Below are 19,079 nucleotides of genomic sequence, written 5' to 3'. Positions count from 1 at the left end.
ATCGTTCGGGTAGATTATTTGTCAGGGCTATATTTACATACTGATATTAATGCCCACGTTAGTATTTTTCGTTGTCAGTTGCCTGATCACACCGAGATTCAGTTAAGCCATGAACATTCAGAATATACTTTTTTTGCATTAGATGAACTTAGTTCTATTCAAAGAGTACGTGTTCAGGACTGTCTAAATTTTACTGGACAGGTAGTATTTCGAAAGTTTTAATCAAGCTATGGTTTTTTATACATTGACATGGTTAAGCTATAAAAAAGTATAAAAAATAAGCTGATTCCAAGTCTGAAATCATTTATATTGCATAAATAGGGTTTAAAAACAACGTCTAGAACAAAACACAACAAGAGGTGGATCATGGCTGGATGGTATGAGTTGAGCAAGGCAAAAGACGGTCAATATCGGTTTGTATTGAAGGCAGGCAATGGCGAAGTGATTTTAACCAGTGAGCTGTATAAGGCCAAAGCCTCTGCCGAAAATGGTATTGCTTCGGTACAAAATAATAGTCCTGATGAGGCTCGCTATGAAAAATTAACGGCGAAAAATGAAAAGCCGTATTTTAATCTGAAAGCTGCAAATCACCAGATTATTGGAACAAGCCAGTTTTATGCCTCAGAACAATCACGAGACAAAGGCATTGAGTCCGTTAAAACCAATGGTTCGAGTACGACCATCAAAGATTTGACTACAGCTGATTCATAAGCTATTTGGCATATCCAAAACTAAAACCACTCTTGCAGTGGTTTTTTTATTGATTGCGCATACAAAGATCAGTATGCAACTAGATTATTTACCTGAATTGCACAAATTCAAGCTAGCGCAGACTCTGCTTTTTTGCCAAGCTGATTGAGTCATAACAACAATAAAAGGTCTGCAAGTGGAAATCGAAATTATTGGTCATCAACAAAGTGCTGTTGAGGTTTTAGCCTTAACTCAAATATGGGATCAGGCTTTAAATCAGCATGATCTGGATGAAATGACACAAGATTATGCTGAAAATGTGTGTGTCTTTGATGTTGCATTACAGATAGACGATAAGAATGCATATCGCAACTTATGGCAACATTGTTTTCCCTACTTTGGCGATAACATTCAGGTGCATCGACGAAAATTAACCATTTATGCTGCCGATCAAGTGGTGTTTTTGCATTGTTATTCTAAAGTTTTAGGCGATGCTCAGACCTCGGCAGAAGATATACCATGGTGTCGTACTACTGTTGGATTTTACAAAGAATCAGGCAAATGGAAAGTGGTACATGAACATATTTCAATGCCTTTTGACTGTGAGAAACAACAAGCGCTTTATATTTTTGCAGAACCGTAATATCGAAATCACATTTGTTGGCTTGCGTAAGCTGAATGAGCTAAAACTTCTGCGCTATTTGGCTTAGAATAATGGCTGATATCACAAAAAATAGAAAGAAATCTAAACCATGGGCTTATTGAAAACTTCGAAACATTTAGCATTGCGTCCTGTGGCCGCACGTGATCCCAAAGAAAATCATCGAGTCGCGACGCCTCTTGAGCTGTTATTTGATCTGATTTTTGTCGTTGCCATTGCTGAGGCGGGTCAGCAGTTACATCATGCGATCATTGAAAATCATCTAGGAAGTGCATTGCCATATTACTTTATGGTTTTTTTCGCTCTGTGGTGGGCATGGATGAATTTTACTTGGTTCGCTTCTGCTTATGACAATGATGATGTGTTTTATCGGCTGATGACCTTTGTACAGATTACAGGCTCATTAATCATGGCGGCAGGTATTCCTGATGTTTTTCATCATCAGGATTTTGACATTATTATTATTGGTTATGTCATTATGCGTTTGGCTTTGGTCAGCCAGTGGTTTCGGGCAGCGAAGCATGATCCTGCGCATCGCACGGTGGCACTGCGTTATGCATTTGGCATTATCTTTGTGCAAATGGGATGGCTACTTTTTCATTTTTCGCCCATCAATTTTACCCTTGAGCTGTTTATATTTTTGCTGGTGCTTGAGTTAGCTGTGCCAATCTTCGCAGAATGGGGCAATCCAACCTCGTGGCATCCCCATCATATTGCAGAGCGTTATTCATTATTGACGATCATTGTATTGGGTGAATCTGTTGTGGCTTGCTATAAAGCTATTCAAGATGATTTAGCCACACATATTGTTCATACCGACATTATGTTGTTAATGGTTGGTGGTTTGATGATGATGTTCACCATGTGGTGGGCATATTTTGATCGAGATGCGCATCATTTACTTAAAAGTAGCAAACATGCATTTTTATGGGGTTATGGACATTATTTTATTTTTATCAGTGTTGCGGCAGTAGGTGCAGCATTGGCCGCCGCGGTAGATGTGGCCTTAGGTCGTGCAGAAGTTAGCGCTCAATTTATGCAATATATCGTGGCTGCGACGTTACTCGGTTATACCACCAGTCTTTGGCTGTTAAATGAATTACCTTATTTATCAGGCGTTAGACGCTGGTTATATCCGATTACCGCGCTGATCATTTTTTGTATTCCTGCCATTTCCCCGCATATTGGTTTAGGGGTTTTTCTGATGGCGATCGTCTATGCCTTACGATTGATCTTCTCAAAATGCTATCTGGCCGATCGTGAAACTAAACCTCAGCCACATTAAGATAGATTTAGATAGTTAGCCTTATCAAACACTTGAGAGATTATGGATGAGATTGTAATTTTCCCACAATCTCATCCAGCGTTTTAAGCCGTTTGATCTCATTCCAGAGCGCTTTGGCTTCAGGATAAGCTTTGCTCATCATGCCAAGCCATTGCTTATAACGTCCGACCATGCCAATTTCAGTCTTAAATGCGCCGTTGACAAAACGCAGTTGTAATTCGACTAAATCTTGCCAAGAAAGCAGTGCTTCATCTCTATTTTGGCGAATACATAAGGTTAAATCTGGTGTGGTTACTGCACCACGTCCAATCATCAAATCCTGACAGGCTGATTGCTGCTGGCAAGCTTTGGCATCGGCATTATTCCAAATCTCACCATTGGCAATCACATTGATCTTTAAGGCATCTTGAATCGGCTGAATTTTTTCCCAATAAGCAGGTGGGGTATAACCATCAGCTTTGGTACGGGCATGAACGGTGAGCCAACTAGCACCTGCATCTTCAATTGCATGGGCATTATCTAGCGTATGGTGTTCATCCAGATAACCCAGACGCATTTTCGCAGAAACAGGAATATGTGCAGGGACGGCATCCCGAACGGCTTTGACCAGTAGGTGCACCACATCGGGTTCATCTAATAAAATCGAACCACCCCGATGCCGATTCACGGTTTTGGCAGGGCAGCCAAAATTTAAGTCGATCGCAGGTGCGCCTAGCTCTACGACTTTCGCTGCATTGGCCGCCAGCATTTCAGGATGATTTCCCAAAAACTGTACATGGACAGGTGTACCTGCGGCAGTTTTGCCATCGGTGAGCAGTTCAGGACAATAATTATAATAGACATGATCAGGTAAAATGCTTTCTGTGACGCGAATAAATTCAGTTACGCACCAGTCAAAACTGCCTGTATGCGTCAGCACATCTCGCATAATTGGATCGGTTAATCCTTCCATTGGTGCAAGAGCTAGCTTCACGTCAACATTACCTGAAAATAAAAACAGCGTTTATACGGCATCTGTATAACGCTGTCTAGTCTGCGCGGCAAATTTAAAAATTAACGATGCAAAATCATTTCCAGTACAAATTTACTGCCAATAAATCCAATCGCCAACAGAATAAATCCGATTAAGGTAAAACGAATGGCCTTTTCTCCACGCCAGCCAAATTTGGCATGACCCAGCAACAGTGCGCCGTAAATAAACCATGAAATGATACTAAACGCGGTTTTATGCGCCAGATGTTGTCCGAAAAAGTCATCAATGGTAAAGAAGCCAAACAATAACGCAACGGTAAGTAATACAAAGCCAGTTCGTAGTAAATCAAATAATAAGGATTCCATCGCCTGAAAAGAGGGCAATAAATTGACCCAGAAACGGCTTTTTTGTTTCTTTTTCAGCTCCTGATTTTGAAACCACATTAAAATAGAGTGAATGGTGGCCATCAACAAAACTGCATAAGCCGATAAAGATAAAATAATATGTAAATCTAGCCCGAGCGAATGCTGCTCCATAAATTGATTGGGTTGGCTAAAGACAAATCCGAGAATCAAACCCATGGCTGCGACAGGAATCCCGATCAAATTAAGTGCAAGCGTGGGACGAAAAGTACTAAAAATCAGACTTAAGACCAACATCAAACCTGATGTAAACGACATCAGATTAAACACATCATAATTAATTCCCATTGGTGTGAGCATATCCTGAGACAGTACACCTGCATGCAAGATGAGACCTAAAGCCAATATCAAGCCTAGAAACCAATGATTTGGTTCACGTTTTGACATCAGACTCATAAACAAATACCAAAATGCGGTGGTATATGCGATGAGTGCCAAAATGGTGTAAACCAATGGAAGACTAATCATGTCAAACCTTTATTCGGGAGTTGGAGCTTCATTCGATCATTCAGTGTTAATTATAAATGAATATCATCAGACCCTAAAATTCATCTACATAAGATATAAATTCGCGGCGAACTACAGTATCCTATAGCATCTATGCATAAATTTTCTATTTTGAGAAAGATTTTTTTGCAACTGGCCATTTTTAGCGGATTTTGCAATGTTTGATACCTTAACAGAACGACTCACGCAGAGTTTAAGAAATGTTACTGGCTCAGGGCAACTGACCGAAGACAATATTAAAGATACTTTACGCGAAGTGCGTATGGCGCTTCTTGAAGCTGATGTTGCGTTACCTGTAACTCGTGAATTTATCGCGAAAGTTAAGGAACAGGCATTGGGTCAGGAAGTCATGACTCAGCTTTCCCCGGGTCAGGCTTTTGTTAAAATCGTCTATGACGAATTGACCAAAATGATGGGTGAGGCCAATGAAAGCCTTGATCTGTCTGCCAAACCTCCTGTGGTTGTACTCCTGGCAGGTTTGCAGGGTGCGGGTAAAACCACCACTGCGGCAAAACTGGCACGATTCTTAAAAGAACGTCAAAAGAAAAAAGTCATGACTGTTTCTGCGGACGTCTATCGTCCAGCAGCAATTAAACAGTTACAAACGGTATCCGCTGAAGTCGGTGCTGATTTTATTCCATCCGATGCTTCAGAAAAGCCGATTGATATTGTCAATCGTGCAATTGAGCAGGCAAAGATTAAATTTGCTGATGTATTGATTGTCGATACCGCAGGTCGTTTACATGTCGATGAAGACATGATGGGCGAAATCAAAGAATTACACGCAGCGGTCAAGCCAACTGAAACCCTGTTTGTGGTCGATGCCATGACCGGTCAGGATGCGGCAAATACCGCCAAAGCCTTTAATGATGCTTTGCCTTTGACGGGCGTCATTCTGACCAAAACTGATGGTGATGCGCGTGGTGGTGCAGCACTTTCAGTTCGTGCGATTACGGGTAAGCCGATCAAGTTCTTGGGTATGGGTGAAAAGCTCGATGCACTTGAGCCATTCCATCCAGAACGTGTCGCGCAGCGTATTCTCGGCATGGGCGATGTGCTTTCGTTAGTCGAAGAAGTCGAACGCAAAATCGACAAAGAAAAAGCCGAGAAAATGGCAAAAAAATTGCAAAAAGGCGGGTCTTTCAATTTGGAAGACATGTTAATGCAATTTGAGCAAATGAAAAAAATGGGCGGCATGATGGGCTTTCTGGATAAACTTCCAGGCATGAGTAATTCAGGTATTCAGCAAGCGATTGAGCAAGCCAATCCTGAAAAGCAAGTCAAGAAAATGGAAGCCATTATCCAGTCAATGACGCCCAAAGAACGTAAGCATCCAGATATTATTAACCCAAGCCGTAAAAAACGTATTGCGGCAGGTTGTGGTATGGATGTTTCCGAGATTAATAAACTGCTGAAACAACACAGCCAAATGGCCAAAATGATGAAGAAATTTGCCAATCCATCAGGCATGAGCAAAATGTTACGTTCATTAGGTGGTATGCAAAAACAATTTGGCGGTGGTGGTGGTATGGGACCATTGTTCGGCGGCAATGACGATAAAAAATAATGGATTCTTTCCATACCACTAAAGGCGCTTGATGCGCCTTTTTTTATCACAACAAAATCACTACTTTTTTCAGGTGATGTGTCCTTTAAACTGAATCAATTAAATAAAAAATATTGGGTATTGGGGAACCATAAAAAATGAAAAATGTTTATATTATTCACGGTTATCGAGCCGTGCCTGAAGATCACTGGTTTATTTGGCTGGAACAACATATCCAGCAAGCAGGCGCTACAGCCGAACGGATTTTTTTAGCTGATTCAGCACATCCCGATCCAGAAGTTTGGCAGGAATGTTTAAATGCGCAATGTAGCGTACTTGATGAAAATACTATTATTGTGGCACATAGTTTAGGCTGTCTGTCGAGTTTAAATTTTTTAAGTAAATCTCTTCAACATTCATCAATCGCAGCAGGCATCTTTGTCTCAGGCTTTACTGAAAAACTCAAAGCAATCCCTGAGCTCGATACTTTTATCGAGTCACAACGATTGGACGATAAATTACTACGCCAAAAGATTCTACGCCGTTATGTTTTTTTATCGAGTAATGATCCTTTTGTCCCGCCGCCGTTGAGCATTCGTTTGGGACAACGCCTGAATGCACAACTATTAGAAATCAAACAGGCAGGACATTTTATGCAGGAAGATGGTTATACAGCCTTTCCTCAACTTTGGGATGTATTACGTCCTTTGCTCAGCGAATCATAAGCGACATAACGTTGTAAGCCTTTGAGCAACAAGTCTTCCTCAACACGAGGCTGATATTTGTGCAAAAACTTGGCAAACAGAGGGGCATCACCGCCAGTCAGTACCAATTGTCTTGGTGATTGTTTTAAAATATGTTCAATAGCACTTAATAGCCCCAATAAAATACCATGATGTACTGCATCCACCGTATTTGTACCTGGTTCAAGATTATCAAATGCTGAGTCAGGGATTTTAATACCTTTGGTATTTTGAATGAGGGCGTCACGTTGCAAATATAAATTTGGCAGAATATAACCGCCCAAATGTTGCAAACCTTTATTCAAATCAATCGTTAAAGCGGTTCCACAACCAATAATACAAAAATGTTGATCGGGTTCTGCCAGTGCCAAAACCTGTAACCAGCGATCAATCCCCAGTTGTTCTGGATGATCATAACCACAGCGTAAGCCTGCGTATTCCTCATGCACCCGTGCAAAGATCACGGGAATACCCAATTGACTCAGAATGGTCTGAATACGCAGATTATTGACTTGATCTTGTACCGAAGATATTCCTACTTGCTGCAATTTTTGGGTTTTAAAATGTTGAATTAAACCGAGTAATAAATCGGCAGGGGACTGTAAATGTAATTCGGCAGCATGTTCAATGATCTGATCTGAATCCGTAATCCAGTATTTAAGGCGAGTATTTCCTACATCTAACCAAAGTTGTTTCATATTTGGTTATCCTGAACTGCAATGCGACGCATCCGACCCTGATAGAATGCCTGTTGTTGTCCATCCGTTGAAATAAGAACAGCGCCTTCCTGATTAATGCCCTCAAAATGACCTGTCACTTGTCCTTGATGATGTTCAAAATGAACCAATTCCTGCATAAATGCGGCATGATGATTGAACCGTTCTGCAAGATTGTAACAGCCATGCTCAAACCATTGCGCGGCTTGCTGAATGGCCAGATAAAGCTGTGCAATGACTTCCATACGATCAAGATCGTTTAGACCAAAATCAGTGAGTGAGCTGATGGGTTGTAATGGATCTTGTGATTCAGGGGTAAACAAATTGATACCCACTCCAACGATGGCCTGATGTGTTGATAATGGTTCAACTAAAATTCCGCCCCATTTGCCTTGTTGGCTATATAAATCATTCGGCCATTTGACTTGCAGATTTAGACCCTGTAGCTTTGGCATTTGCAAAATATTCAATGCAACTTCAAGCGCTAAACGACCGTCTAAAGGTGTCTGTGAGTTGATGAGTGTGCTGAGATAAATATTGCCTTTTGGGGAAATCCATACTCGTTGATGTTGCCCACGCCCTTGCGTCTGGGTTTCGCTACAGATCAAAATGGACGAAATATTTTTTTGAGCCAATTCACGGACATCGTCATTGGTCGATGTGGTCGTTTGTTTCAAAATAACAATGTCAGGCACTTGTCCAGCATCGCTTAAGCGTTGTCGTAGTTGACGAGTTTCTGCATCCATGTTCAGTTTTATAAAGTTGGAAAATCAGGTATGGAGTTAATCATATATTTAGCCATTGGTGCAATCGCTGGATTTGCTGCGGGCTTGTTTGGTGTGGGCGGTGGATTAATTATTGTCCCGATTCTTTATATTGTATTTACCCAGCTTCATTATGATCCCGCGGTCATTATGCATATGGCGCTAGGAACTTCTCTGGCGACCATTATTGTGACCTCAATCAGTTCGGTGATGGCTCATCATAAACGCGGTGCGGTGTTATGGCAGGTATTTCGCAATCTGGCACCGGGTCTGATGATTGGTTCTTTTTTAGGAGCGGGCATTGCCGATCTTTTGTCTGGACAAAATCTGCAAATCATCATTGGAATTTTTGCGATTTGGGTGGCGTATCGAATGTTTAAAGGTGCCCACGTGATCGTGGATGAAACACGACACTTGCCTTCAGCGCCGATGCAAATGCTTGCAGGTGGCGGCATTGGGATTGCCTCGGCGATTTTTGGGATTGGAGGTGGAAGTCTGACTGTACCTTACTTAAATCGTAATGGCGTGGTCATGCAAAAAGCAGTCGCCACCTCTGCTGCATGTGGTTTACCGATTGCGGTTGCGGGTGCAGTCGGCTTTATGTGGTTTGGTATAAAGCAGCATATTCATATTCCCAATGCCATTGGTTATATCCATATTTATGCATTTTTAGGCATTAGTATTATGAGTTTTATCACCGCAAAACTGGGTGCAAAAGTCGCGCATATGTTGTCACCTGCCATGCTGAAAAAATGTTTTGCTTGCTTACTCACCGTCGTTGGAACTTATTTTATTTATCAGGGATTCATTCAATAAAAGCACATAAGATCATCCATTCCAAGTCACTAAAATCCAGCTTTAAATGATGATTTTAAATGATGAATTTAGTGGCTGAGGAATTGATAAATCGCATGATATTTCCGATGATTTGAATATCGAATTGGCTCAAAATGCAATAAAATTGTTAGACAATGACATAGTCAGCAATCCCTAGAATCAGTTAAAACAATCACAATAAATGGCAGCGGAACGCCAACGTAAAAATCAGAAACAGGTGATTCATGAAACTTGAAGAGACAGAGAGCCTGTCGGAGCAAATTGCAAAACATATTAGCGATCAGATTATTACGGGTGAACTGGTTGAAGGTGAGCGCATTCAAGAGTTGCGTATCGCCAAAGAATTGGACGTGAGTCGAGGGTCTGTCCGTGAAGCGTTATTGCTACTGGAACGCACTCACTTGATTCATATCTATCCACGTCGTGGCGCGATTGTTTCTGAAATGTCTTCTCAACAAGTCAAAGCTTTGTTCGATACCAATGTGTTGGTGTTGGGTCATATTGTGCAACGCATTAGTGAAACGTGGCGTGTACATGAGGCTGAGCAACTGCAACAGCTTATGGAACATTTAGCTGAGCAGGTCAAGGCAGGCGACACTGAAAAATTTTATGATGGTATTTTTCAATATCTGGCGGTGCAGCATGATATGGTGGCAAATCCTTATTTGATGAAATTTTATAAGGAGTTATTGCCTTCATTACGCCGTAGCTACTTTTTGACGTTGAATACGTCACGTCGTGAATTACAAGAATCTTTAGCATTGTTTAAATTGGTCGCAGATGCAATTTTGATCCGAAAATCACATCAGGCAACGCTATTCATGGAAGATTTTTGTCGTCATTTACGAAATTTGGTACTGGATTCCCTGACTCGAATGAAACAAATTGAGTTGGCTTGGGCGCGTCGTTCTCGTCGTTAATGTGATTGAATCGGTTACACAAATAGAATGCCGATCTTAAATGATCTAAAAATTTGACGATATTTTAGCTTATCGTCCTATTTCTGGATAAAATTGTTCAACTTCAGCCTAAAAAAAATCCCTATTCAACCGCATTCATTTTAAAATAGCCTGTTATCGAGATTCGACTGTGTCCAAAATATTGAAATCAGATGATTGAAATATCTTGGGCAAATAAAAAAAACTTTTGATCAGGACATTATGCGTTTAAGCAGTTTAAAACTTGCAGGCTTTAAGTCATTTGCGGACTCATCCACTTTACAATTTAAGGCCAACCGTACCGCAGTGGTTGGCCCGAATGGCTGTGGCAAATCCAATGTGATTGATGCGATTCGCTGGGTGATGGGCGAATCTAGCGCCCGTCAATTACGTGGCGGCAGCATGCAGGACGTGATTTTTACTGGAACTGCAAAACGTAAACCCGTCAGTGTGGCCAGTGTTGAGCTGCGTTTTGACAATACCTATGGAAAATTGGGCGGTGCTTATAATGCCTATAATGAACTGGCGGTACGACGTCAGGTCAATCGTGATGGAAAATCTGAATATTTCTTAAATGGAACACGCTGCCGACGCCGTGATATTACCGATATTTTTTTAGGAACCGGTTTAGGACCACGCTCTTATGCCATTATTGAGCAGGGCATGATTAACCGTTTGGTCGATGCCAAACCTGAAGAAATGCGGGTGTTTATCGAGGAAGCCGCAGGAGTTTCACGTTATCAGGCACGTCGTCGTGAAACTTTACAGCACTTAGAGCATACCGAACAAAATCTGTCGCGTTTAGAAGATATTGCCTTAGAACTCAAATCACAACTCAAAACACTCAAACGTCAGTCTGAGGCGGCGGTTCATTACAAACAGCTTGAACAGCAAATTAGAACCTTAAAAATCGAAATATTGTCGTTTCAATCTGCGCAGTCAAGTCAGCTCCAGCAAGAATATACACTGCAAATGACCGCTTTGGGGGAAGAGTTTAAACTGGTCCGCTCTGAATTAAATACCATTGAACACGATCTTGAAGCCAGCAGTACCTTATTTCAAAAGCTGATTCAACAATCGACTCCGCTGCAACATGAATGGCAACAGGCTGAAAAAAAACTGGCTGAATTGAAAATGACGTTGGAGCAGAAACAAAGTTTGTATCAACAAAACAGTACGACTTTAACTCAGCTAGAACAACAAAAATCCAAAACCAAAGAACGCTTACAACTGAGCGAGCTACAGCTTGAAAATTTATTAACACAACTAGATGAGCACACAGAACATTTAAATGCTTTTGAGGCCAATAGCCAATACAGTGAAAATCATTATCAGGATTTAAAATCTCAACACCAACAGGCGCAAGAGCAGTTTAATCATATTCAGCAGCAAGTCGACAAGCAACAACAACAGAAAAACCAGATGTCGCTGCAACTTGAGCAACTGAGCAAAAGTATAGAACGCCTCACCCAACAGAAGCACACACTGGACACTCAAAGCTTGCAAATCGCGGCGCAAGTCCAAGATGATGAGTTGCAACATCTCGAACAACAACTGCTTGAATTGAAACGACAAATGGTGATGCTTGAACAGCAGATTGAACAGGCCGAACAGCAATTACAGTTGCAGCAACAACAGCACAATCAACTCAAGACCGACATTCAGCAACACAACAATCAAATACAAGTGTTGCAGGCGGAACAAAAAAATCTCAATCAATTGGTGGCAAAACAAAGTCCGAAACAATCGGATGCTCTACGTTTGATGTCGGTGTTGCAGTTAACGGAAACAGGCAAAGCGCATGCCAGTCTGATTGAAAAATTACTCAGCCAATGGATGAATGCCCGTTATCTGGAACAGGATGTAACTTTTGAACCGCAACTAGCACGGCAAATTAAAGCCTCAGCGCTTTCTAAAAAATCATCCCAATTAACATTAATGCCATTTTTGAACTGGATTAAAACCCCGCAGTTATCGCTATGGCAAAATATCTGGTTGGCAGATGATTTGAATCAGGCTTTAGCGTTGCAGACGCAGCTTGAATCTGGACAGAGTATTGTGACGCTGGATGCTTATCATGTTGGGTCGGATTGGGTGATTGCACTGGATTATGATGAAGACAGTCAAAGCAGTGGGGTGTTAAGTCATCGGATTCGATTAGATGAAATTGTACAGCTTCTTGCAAGCTTGGAACCAGAACTTGAGCAACTTGAACTAAGAAGTTCCGCGCAACAACAGCAACTCAATATACAGTGTGACCAAACTCAACAACTGAAAAATCAGTTAAATCAACAACAAAAACAACAGCAACAACTTGAACTCAGTATCACCAAACACCAAAGTGCGGCGCAGGCTTTTGTGTTGCAAAAGCAACAACTACAGGAACAATTAAAACAACTGGAAGTTCAGCTTGAAGATGATGCTATGCAGCGTGATGATCTGGATATTGATTTACACGCTTTAATTTTAAAGCTTGAAGCCAGTTTGCCAGCATATAAAACCCAACAATTTCAGCTCGAAACTTTAGCGGAACAACTGGATGATCAGCAGCAGCAACTGCAACAGCAGCAGCAAGAGCGTGAAAATGCACGTCGAGGCGTTGCACAAACGCAACAGCAGATCGAACTGCTTGAGAAAGATCTCAGTTTTTTAAAAACGCAATATCGCCAGATAATTGAACAAATAGAACAGGCAAAGAAATTTGTCGATCCAATTCAGTTAGAGTTGCCTGTACTTGAGTCCGAGTTTTCTGAACAATTCCAACAAACCGAAAAGCTTAAAAAAAGTTGGACTGAATGGCAGATTGAACTAAATAGCCTACAGGAAAAACAGCAGCATTTGACCGAGCAGCGTCATCAAACCCAACAACGTGATGAACAACTGCGCGAGCAACTGGAACACAAACGTTTGAGTTGGCAAGCGGCTAAATCTGATCTGGAACATTTTCAGGAACAACTCAAGGGTTTGGGTAGTGAACCTATTCTTGGCTTAAAACTTCATTTAACAGAACATCAACAAAGTCTGGAAAAAGCACAACGGCAATTTGAAAAATTGGGTGCAGTCAATCTTGCTGCATCTGAAGAATATCAAGAAGTATCGCAACGTTTTGAAGAGCTTAGCCACCAGATTCAAGACTTGGAAAATACGGTATCGCAGCTCAAAGATGCCATGAAAAGTATTGATCAGGAAACCAGAAAGTTATTTATGACGACTTTTGATCTGGTCAATACCGAGCTTCAGGAATTATTTCCTAAAGTATTTAGTGGGGGAGAAGCGAGTTTAAGTCTTGAAGATGACTGGCAATCAGGTGTAAAACTAATGGCACGCCCACCTGGAAAACGTAACAGTTCATTGGCGTTATTGTCAGGTGGTGAAAAAGCATTAACGGCGCTGGCTTTGGTGTTTGCAATTTTTCGGCTGAATCCCGCACCTTTTTGTGTCTTGGATGAAGTTGATGCACCGCTAGACGATGCCAATGTGCAACGGTTTTGTAATTTGGTAAAAGAGCTTTCTGAACAGGTGCAATTCATTTACATTACACATAATAAACTTGCAATGACAATGGCGACCGATTTACTAGGGGTGACCATGCCTGAACCTGGTACCTCAAAACTGGTTACTGTTAATTTGGAACAAGCAAAAGAATATGGGTTAGTTACGGAGTCATAGTATGGAAGTTACCACTATTGTGGGCATAGTCGCCGCCATTATTATCATGATTGTCGGTTTAAGAATGGTTCTTAGAAAACCTGCTCCAACCGAACCCTCATTAGAAAGTGCATTACATATTGATCCTGAGAGTAATCAGCCGATCATTCCACGACATGTGCGTGATCAATTGCCTGCTGAAACACCTGTAGAAATAGCAGCTCAAGAATCAGAACGTAAAGAGCCAGCTTTGCAGGATATCCCAGAAACTCTCGAAGATCAGGCGGCGAAAACATTGACTTCGCCTGAACTGAGTGAGGATAAGCTGGATAAAGAAATGGCATCTGTTGACTTTAAGACGGAAGAGACCACCCTCAAGATTGAACAACCGCTAGAACAGCAAGTGGATGTAGTCGATGTGGTTGAAGCCGTTCTTGCACCAGATGCAGAGCTTGACCAAGCTAACATTGCTGTGCAAGCTGATGGGGCGCAAGTTCAACATGCCAAGAAAATCGATGAATTTCAGCTTAATCCCGAAATAGAAGCAGCAACGATTGCTGAGTTTGATGGCGAAAGTAACTTACTGGATGTGCATTTACACGAACAGCAGCTTTTCGATGATGAAAGTGCTTTGGCCACAGCGCAAGAAATTGTGGCGTTGAATGTATATCCGAACCCTCGTCGTGCATTGTCAGGTGATAAGACCTTAAAAGTATTGCTCAAATACGGTTTGCGTTTTGGAGAAATGGCATGTTTCCATCGTTACGATAAAACGGATGAACCAAGTCCACTGATGTTTTCAGTATTACGTATGACTGATAATGGGCCTGCTGGGTTTGATCTTGAAACTTTATCGAGCGAACAGGTACAAGGTTTGGCATTTTTCCTTGCATTGCCACATCAGGATGCTTTAAAAGGCTTTGATATGATGACCAGTATTGCAGGATTAATCGCACGGGAAGTGGACGGCAAAGTCTTTGATGAAAATAATCTGGAATTTACCCCACAACTGAAAGAACATTGGCGTCATCATGTGATTGACTATCGTTCAACGCAGGAAACTGCTTAACGGTTCCAATTGAACCCCTTTTATAGTGCTTTTATTGCAACGCATAGTCGTTGCAACTCTGGGCGGATTTTCCGCCCTTTTATATGGTGAGTTTTTATGCTGAAGAATAGCGATGTCATTGCGCAAATGCGTCAATTAATTCAACTGATTGCAAAACATAATCATGCTTATTATGTAATGGATCAACCGAGTATTAGTGACAATGAATATGATCAGCTATTTCATCAGTTAAAAGCTTTAGAGCAGCAATATCCTGAGCTATTACAACCCGACACCCCCACCAATAAAGTCGGTGGTCAGGCATTGAGCAAATTTGAAACGGTGACCCATGCTGTGCCGATGCTGTCTTTAGGCAATGTGTTTAATCAGGAAGAACTGTTTGCTTTTGCCCGTCGAATTGAGGAACGCTTACCCAATCAACAGGTTCAATACGATGTTGAGCTGAAACTGGATGGTCTGGCGATTTCACTGTGGTATGAAAATGGTGTACTGGTTCGTGGTGTGACGCGTGGTGATGGTGAAACGGGTGAAGACATTACCCAGAATGTCAAAACCATTCGTAATTTACCAAAATTAATAATCGAATCTCAAACTAAATTACAATCTAAGATAATTAAAAGAACTAACAAAAAAAGAAGAAATAAAAAAAGAACTGCCCCAAAAAGAAAATTATTTCATGAACAAAAAAGAAAACAAAAATTTAGGGCCAAAATACAAAATACAAATAACGAAAATATAGTATCTATTTTTAGAAATGATTTTAAAGTGTTAGAGGTTCGTGGCGAAGTGCTAATGCCGAAGCAAGGCTTTGAAAAGCTCAATGCGGAGCAGGCTGCGAAAGGTGAAAAAACTTTTGCCAATCCACGTAATGCCGCCGCAGGAAGTTTAAGGCAACTTGACCCGAATATTGCAGCATCACGCCCCTTAGCTTTTTATGCCTATGGGATTGCGCAATGTGAGCCGCATCATGGTTTGGCAAGCATGCATGAAAGTCTGCATTGGTTAACACAGTTGGGTTTTGAAATCGCTGAACGCCAATTTTTATGTTCATCGATTGAAGAAGTGCAGCAGCGTTATGAGCAAATTCAGCAGGAACGCCCAAATTTAACCGTTGAAATTGATGGTATGGTCATCAAGGTCGATGATCTAAAACAACAACAGCAACTTGGGTTTTTAAGTCGTGAACCACGTTGGGCGACAGCTTATAAATTTCCTGCCGAAATTGCACGAACCACGGTTGAAAATATTGACTGGCAGGTGGGGCGAACGGGAACATTGACCCCCGTGGCGCGTTTGCAGCCTGTGTTAGTGGGTGGTGTAACTGTATCCAATGTGACCTTGCATAATATTGGAGAAATTCATCGTCTGGATGTGCGTGTAGGTGATCAGGTCAGTGTGTATCGTAGTGGCGATGTGATTCCTAAAGTTGAACGAGTCTGGCCTGAATTTCGTCCTGCCGATGCACAAGTAGTTGAATTGCCCGAACACTGTCCAGTCTGTTCCTCTCCTGTGGTAATGCCCGAAGGTGAGGCTTTGGCACGTTGTTCAGGTGGATTATATTGTGCTGCACAACGGATTGAAGCGATTCGACATTTTGTATCACGTAAGGCGATGGATATTGAAGGCTTGGGCGACCGCTGGGTTGAGTCTTTATTGCATTTGAATCTCTTAAAAGATGTCGCAGATATTTATCATTTGCACGAACATCGCGAGACTTTACTCAGTATTGAAAAAATGGGAGAAAAGTCCGTTCAGAACTTGATGGATGCGATTGAAGCCAGTAAAAAAACCACGCTGGCGCGGTTTATCTACGCGCTTGGAATTCGTGGTGTTGGGGAAACCACTGCACGAATGCTGGCCAATACTTTTCAAACTTTTGATGCATTAAAAAATGCCGATATTGATGCCTTGAAGAAAACGCCTGATGTGGGGGAAATTACCGCTGAGTGGATTTTTGATTTCTTTTTGGCTCCGCATAACATTGAAGTACTTGATCGTTTATTGGCTGCTGGTATTCATTGGGATGCACCGACTGCTCCAACGCGTCAGCCATTAAATGGTGAAAGTTGGGTGGTGACCGGCACATTGTCTAGTATGGGACGTGATGAAGCGACACAGCGTTTACAGGCTCTGGGTGCGCGTGTCAGTGGTAGTGTTTCCAGTAAAACCAAATGTGTGGTTGCTGGCGAAAAAGCAGGAAGTAAGCTTGATAAAGCCGAAAAACTCGACATTCGTGTCATGAATGAACAGGAGTTTTTAGAGTTTTTGGCACAATACGACAATTAATATGCTGTGATTCATTATGCTATGATGCGTTCATCTGGACTAAGGTGAACGTTCAGGCTGATGGGTATCTATTGTCTTATCTACCGTGATGGTGATGTCGCGTGCTCTCTATTCACATTTGCATTATCCCCGTTTTTTAATCAGACCATCATCCAGCAATTGCTGAAAATGTTCACAAAGACTTTGCTGAATATCTAAATATTCGATACCAAGTTCTTCCTGACTGCGTTTTGAACTGAAATAAACAGGATAGCCAACATTACGCTTTACAAATTTCCGAGATTGTCCAAACAGTGGTGCGAATAAAGAGAAAACTGCTTTAGGAACCGTGAAGTGCGGGAATGGATAACGATAACCGAAACGCTGAGTCAATATTTTTCCCATTTCGAGAAAGCTTAAAGTTCCTCCTGAGATAATATAACGTCCATTTGCCGTTGAAGAAAATGCAGCTGCAACATGGGCATCTGCGACATTACGGACATCGACAATTCCCATCCAGATTTCAGGGGCGCCAAATAAAAGTGTTCCATCACCAAACTTTTCCAATAGCTCAACACTGCCAGATTGTGTAGCTGTTGTAAGAGAAGGTCCCATCACCAAAGCGGGATTGATACAAACTAGCGACCAGCGATCCTGCTGCTCCGCTATTTCCCATGCTTTACGTTCTGCTGCGACTTTGGAATAAGAGTAAGGTTGATGTGTCTCACTACTACTGTTATTCCAATGACTTTCATCAAATTCATGGTTGGCTGTGTCTTCAATTTCGATGGCATCTCCACAGATTGCGGCGATACTTGACGTCACGACAACACGTTTGACTGTTGTCGTTCGATTCACGGACTCAAGTACATTGATCGTACCATTTACCGCTGGCTCAATAATGTCTTTCACCGCATCCTTATAATTACTAATCACAAAAGGAGATGCAGTATGAATCACAATTTCACAAGCCTTCATGGCCTCGTCAAAAGCATGGGGGGTCAATAAATCGGCTTTAAAAAAATAAATTTGACCGGATGATTTTTTTGCAATTTCGGTAAGATGCTGTAGTTTTTCTTTTTTAGATGGGTCACGCACAGTTGCATGTACGATATAACCTTGCATGAGTAAACGTTCAATAATCCAGCCAGCTACATAGCCTGTAGCACCCGTCACTAAAATCGGTGTGTTCTTGTTCATAATAATTACTTTCTAAAATGTTAGTAACATACTGAAGATAGTTTGATCAGCAATAATTTATTAGTTTATTCTAATAAAAGGGGCGAAAATTTAAAAATTATTTTCTTTTTTGTTTCCATCGGAAATTTGTTTGTAAATACCTTTATGCTGATAAGTCATGCAAAAATATTTAACACTACCGCATGGGGACTCTAGTATTATTTCTGAGTTTGGTTTATTCCATTTAACTTCGATCGTTTTTATTTCTATCCCTAAACCATTAGTAGCATGAGAAGTTGCTTGGCTTCCTTTCCCCCATTTTTCTGTTAAACCAGCTAAACTGGCAGCTGCATTTCTATTATCACTCATTAACATAATCATATATAACTTTGGTTGGTTACTTGCATCTTTATGAAAAACATAATTTATAGTTGTAAATCCAAATGTTTGATTAAAAGGATCATCTCCAGCCCTCATGCACTCTAAATTATCTTGTTTTTCTGTGCAAGATACTGTTGTTCCATCTCTTAATAACTTTCCATTAATTGGTGGAAGATTTTTAAAATCGCTTAAAGTCATTCCTAAGATAGCACCGCGGAAATCGAATTCTTGAGCATTTATGCATGAGCTTGTTATTATTCCACTTAATAAAATAAAAATTTTTTTCATCTAACAAATACTCTTAACTTTAAACATATTATTCTATTGTATTTCTAGAGTGAAAAAAATAGTCAATAAATGGGAATGAATAGCTGTTTAGATCAATAGAACAAGTTTTAATGTTTTTAGAATGATTTTCTGATTTAAATAAGAAGCATTGTCTTTAGTTACAAAAG

The 19,079-nt window shown here is 41.1% G+C and carries 16 protein-coding genes and 1 pseudogene; 11 read left to right on the top strand and 6 right to left on the bottom strand.

Going from position 1 to position 19,079, the window contains the following annotated elements; translation table 11 throughout:
- From JR005_RS14350 to JR005_RS02275, 4 genes and pseudogenes are all read left to right on the top strand, one after another.
- Positions 1 to 222: pseudogene (locus tag JR005_RS14350) on the top strand (NUDIX hydrolase); the annotation flags it as partial.
- 144 nt (positions 223 to 366) lie between these two features.
- Positions 367 to 711, top strand: a complete 345-nt coding sequence (locus tag JR005_RS02285; protein WP_004995833.1) for a YegP family protein — start codon at positions 367 to 369, stop codon at positions 709 to 711.
- Positions 712 to 886: 175 nt separating this feature from the next.
- Positions 887 to 1,333, top strand: coding sequence for a YybH family protein (locus JR005_RS02280; protein ID WP_218665508.1), 447 nt, complete (start codon positions 887 to 889; stop codon positions 1,331 to 1,333).
- 109 nt (positions 1,334 to 1,442) lie between these two features.
- A complete protein-coding gene (locus JR005_RS02275) occupies positions 1,443 to 2,636 on the top strand; it encodes a low temperature requirement protein A (protein ID WP_218665507.1) in 1,194 nt (397 codons plus the stop codon).
- Positions 2,637 to 2,676: 40 nt separating this feature from the next.
- On the opposite strand, the gene JR005_RS02270 is transcribed toward JR005_RS02275, so the two are convergent.
- Both JR005_RS02270 and JR005_RS02265 read right to left on the bottom strand, forming a co-directional pair.
- The gene (locus JR005_RS02270; RefSeq protein ID WP_125269224.1) at positions 2,677 to 3,609 is read right to left on the bottom strand and encodes a tRNA dihydrouridine synthase; all 933 of its coding nucleotides are present in this window, start codon (positions 3,607 to 3,609) and stop codon (positions 2,677 to 2,679) included.
- Between the two features lie 80 nt (positions 3,610 to 3,689).
- The gene (locus tag JR005_RS02265; RefSeq protein ID WP_004991147.1) at positions 3,690 to 4,499 is read right to left on the bottom strand and encodes a cytochrome C assembly family protein; all 810 of its coding nucleotides are present in this window, start codon (positions 4,497 to 4,499) and stop codon (positions 3,690 to 3,692) included.
- Positions 4,500 to 4,695: 196 nt separating this feature from the next.
- Between JR005_RS02265 and ffh the strand changes: the two genes are divergently transcribed.
- Positions 4,696 to 6,105 carry a signal recognition particle protein gene (gene ffh, locus JR005_RS02260; RefSeq protein WP_004991146.1) on the top strand — a complete coding sequence of 470 codons (1,410 nt, stop codon included), beginning with the start codon at positions 4,696 to 4,698 and terminating at the stop codon, positions 6,103 to 6,105.
- Positions 6,106 to 6,242: 137 nt separating this feature from the next.
- A complete protein-coding gene (locus JR005_RS02255; RefSeq protein ID WP_004991145.1) occupies positions 6,243 to 6,809 on the top strand; it encodes an RBBP9/YdeN family alpha/beta hydrolase in 567 nt (188 codons plus the stop codon).
- Here the strand turns inward: JR005_RS02255 and JR005_RS02250 are convergent.
- Both JR005_RS02250 and JR005_RS02245 read right to left on the bottom strand, forming a co-directional pair.
- Positions 6,767 to 7,525, bottom strand: a complete 759-nt coding sequence (locus JR005_RS02250; protein WP_004991144.1) for a pantothenate kinase — start codon at positions 7,523 to 7,525, stop codon at positions 6,767 to 6,769. The two genes, JR005_RS02255 and JR005_RS02250, sit on opposite strands and share 43 nt — an antisense overlap.
- Positions 7,522 to 8,289, bottom strand: coding sequence for a biotin--[acetyl-CoA-carboxylase] ligase (locus tag JR005_RS02245; RefSeq protein WP_004991143.1), 768 nt, complete (start codon positions 8,287 to 8,289; stop codon positions 7,522 to 7,524). Before JR005_RS02245 ends, JR005_RS02250 begins: the two co-directional genes overlap by 4 nt.
- Before the next feature lie 30 nt (positions 8,290 to 8,319).
- On the opposite strand from JR005_RS02245, the gene JR005_RS02240 reads away from it, so the two are divergent.
- The 5 genes from JR005_RS02240 (at position 8,320) to ligA (ending at position 17,085) form a co-directional block, all read left to right on the top strand.
- A complete protein-coding gene (locus JR005_RS02240; RefSeq protein WP_004991140.1) occupies positions 8,320 to 9,123 on the top strand; it encodes a sulfite exporter TauE/SafE family protein in 804 nt (267 codons plus the stop codon).
- 245 nt (positions 9,124 to 9,368) lie between these two features.
- On the top strand, positions 9,369 to 10,064 hold the full coding sequence (locus JR005_RS02235; RefSeq protein WP_004991137.1) for a GntR family transcriptional regulator: 696 nt from the start codon (positions 9,369 to 9,371) through the stop codon (positions 10,062 to 10,064).
- Between the two features lie 240 nt (positions 10,065 to 10,304).
- Entirely contained in the window at positions 10,305 to 13,751 is a 3,447-nt protein-coding gene (gene smc / locus JR005_RS02230) for a chromosome segregation protein SMC (RefSeq protein WP_218665506.1), read from the top strand.
- Position 13,752: 1 nt separating this feature from the next.
- Positions 13,753 to 14,799: a cell division protein ZipA C-terminal FtsZ-binding domain-containing protein gene (locus JR005_RS02225; RefSeq protein WP_218665505.1), complete on the top strand. Its 1,047-nt coding sequence runs from the start codon at positions 13,753 to 13,755 to the stop codon at positions 14,797 to 14,799.
- Positions 14,800 to 14,895: 96 nt separating this feature from the next.
- Complete coding sequence (gene ligA / locus JR005_RS02215; protein WP_416376702.1) at positions 14,896 to 17,085, top strand: NAD-dependent DNA ligase LigA; 2,190 nt, start codon at positions 14,896 to 14,898, stop codon at positions 17,083 to 17,085.
- A 123-nt stretch (positions 17,086 to 17,208) separates the two neighbouring features.
- Here the strand turns inward: ligA and JR005_RS02210 are convergent, their stop codons facing one another.
- Both JR005_RS02210 and JR005_RS02205 read right to left on the bottom strand, forming a co-directional pair.
- Positions 17,209 to 18,264: an SDR family oxidoreductase gene (locus JR005_RS02210; protein ID WP_125269221.1), complete on the bottom strand. Its 1,056-nt coding sequence runs from the start codon at positions 18,262 to 18,264 to the stop codon at positions 17,209 to 17,211.
- A 90-nt stretch (positions 18,265 to 18,354) separates the two neighbouring features.
- The gene (locus JR005_RS02205; protein ID WP_125269220.1) at positions 18,355 to 18,912 is read right to left on the bottom strand and encodes a hypothetical protein; all 558 of its coding nucleotides are present in this window, start codon (positions 18,910 to 18,912) and stop codon (positions 18,355 to 18,357) included.
- Between the last annotated feature and the right edge of the window lie 167 nt (positions 18,913 to 19,079).

Source organism: Acinetobacter sp. Colony158, from assembly GCF_019264745.1.
Lineage (GTDB): Bacteria > Pseudomonadota > Gammaproteobacteria > Pseudomonadales > Moraxellaceae > Acinetobacter > Acinetobacter ursingii.
This window is presented reverse-complemented; position numbering and strand designations above follow the sequence as displayed.

Bases quoted from the DNA above. Each gene is read 5' to 3' on its own strand.
- JR005_RS02225 (WP_218665505.1), top strand. From the start codon at position 13,753: ATGGAAGTTACCACTATTGTGGGCATAGTCGCCGCCATTATTATCATG.
- JR005_RS02240 (WP_004991140.1), top strand. From the start codon at position 8,320: ATGGAGTTAATCATATATTTAGCCATTGGTGCAATCGCTGGATTTGCT.
- ffh (WP_004991146.1), top strand. From the start codon at position 4,696: ATGTTTGATACCTTAACAGAACGACTCACGCAGAGTTTAAGAAATGTT.
- JR005_RS02210 (WP_125269221.1), bottom strand. From the start codon at position 18,264: ATGAACAAGAACACACCGATTTTAGTGACGGGTGCTACAGGCTATGTA.
- JR005_RS02255 (WP_004991145.1), top strand. From the start codon at position 6,243: ATGAAAAATGTTTATATTATTCACGGTTATCGAGCCGTGCCTGAAGAT.
- ligA (WP_416376702.1), top strand. From the start codon at position 14,896: ATGCTGAAGAATAGCGATGTCATTGCGCAAATGCGTCAATTAATTCAA.
- JR005_RS02205 (WP_125269220.1), bottom strand. From the start codon at position 18,912: ATGAAAAAAATTTTTATTTTATTAAGTGGAATAATAACAAGCTCATGC.
- JR005_RS02265 (WP_004991147.1), bottom strand. From the start codon at position 4,499: ATGATTAGTCTTCCATTGGTTTACACCATTTTGGCACTCATCGCATAT.
- JR005_RS02245 (WP_004991143.1), bottom strand. From the start codon at position 8,289: ATGGATGCAGAAACTCGTCAACTACGACAACGCTTAAGCGATGCTGGA.
- smc (WP_218665506.1), top strand. From the start codon at position 10,305: ATGCGTTTAAGCAGTTTAAAACTTGCAGGCTTTAAGTCATTTGCGGAC.
- JR005_RS02275 (WP_218665507.1), top strand. From the start codon at position 1,443: ATGGGCTTATTGAAAACTTCGAAACATTTAGCATTGCGTCCTGTGGCC.
- JR005_RS02235 (WP_004991137.1), top strand. From the start codon at position 9,369: ATGAAACTTGAAGAGACAGAGAGCCTGTCGGAGCAAATTGCAAAACAT.
- JR005_RS02285 (WP_004995833.1), top strand. From the start codon at position 367: ATGGCTGGATGGTATGAGTTGAGCAAGGCAAAAGACGGTCAATATCGG.
- JR005_RS02250 (WP_004991144.1), bottom strand. From the start codon at position 7,525: ATGAAACAACTTTGGTTAGATGTAGGAAATACTCGCCTTAAATACTGG.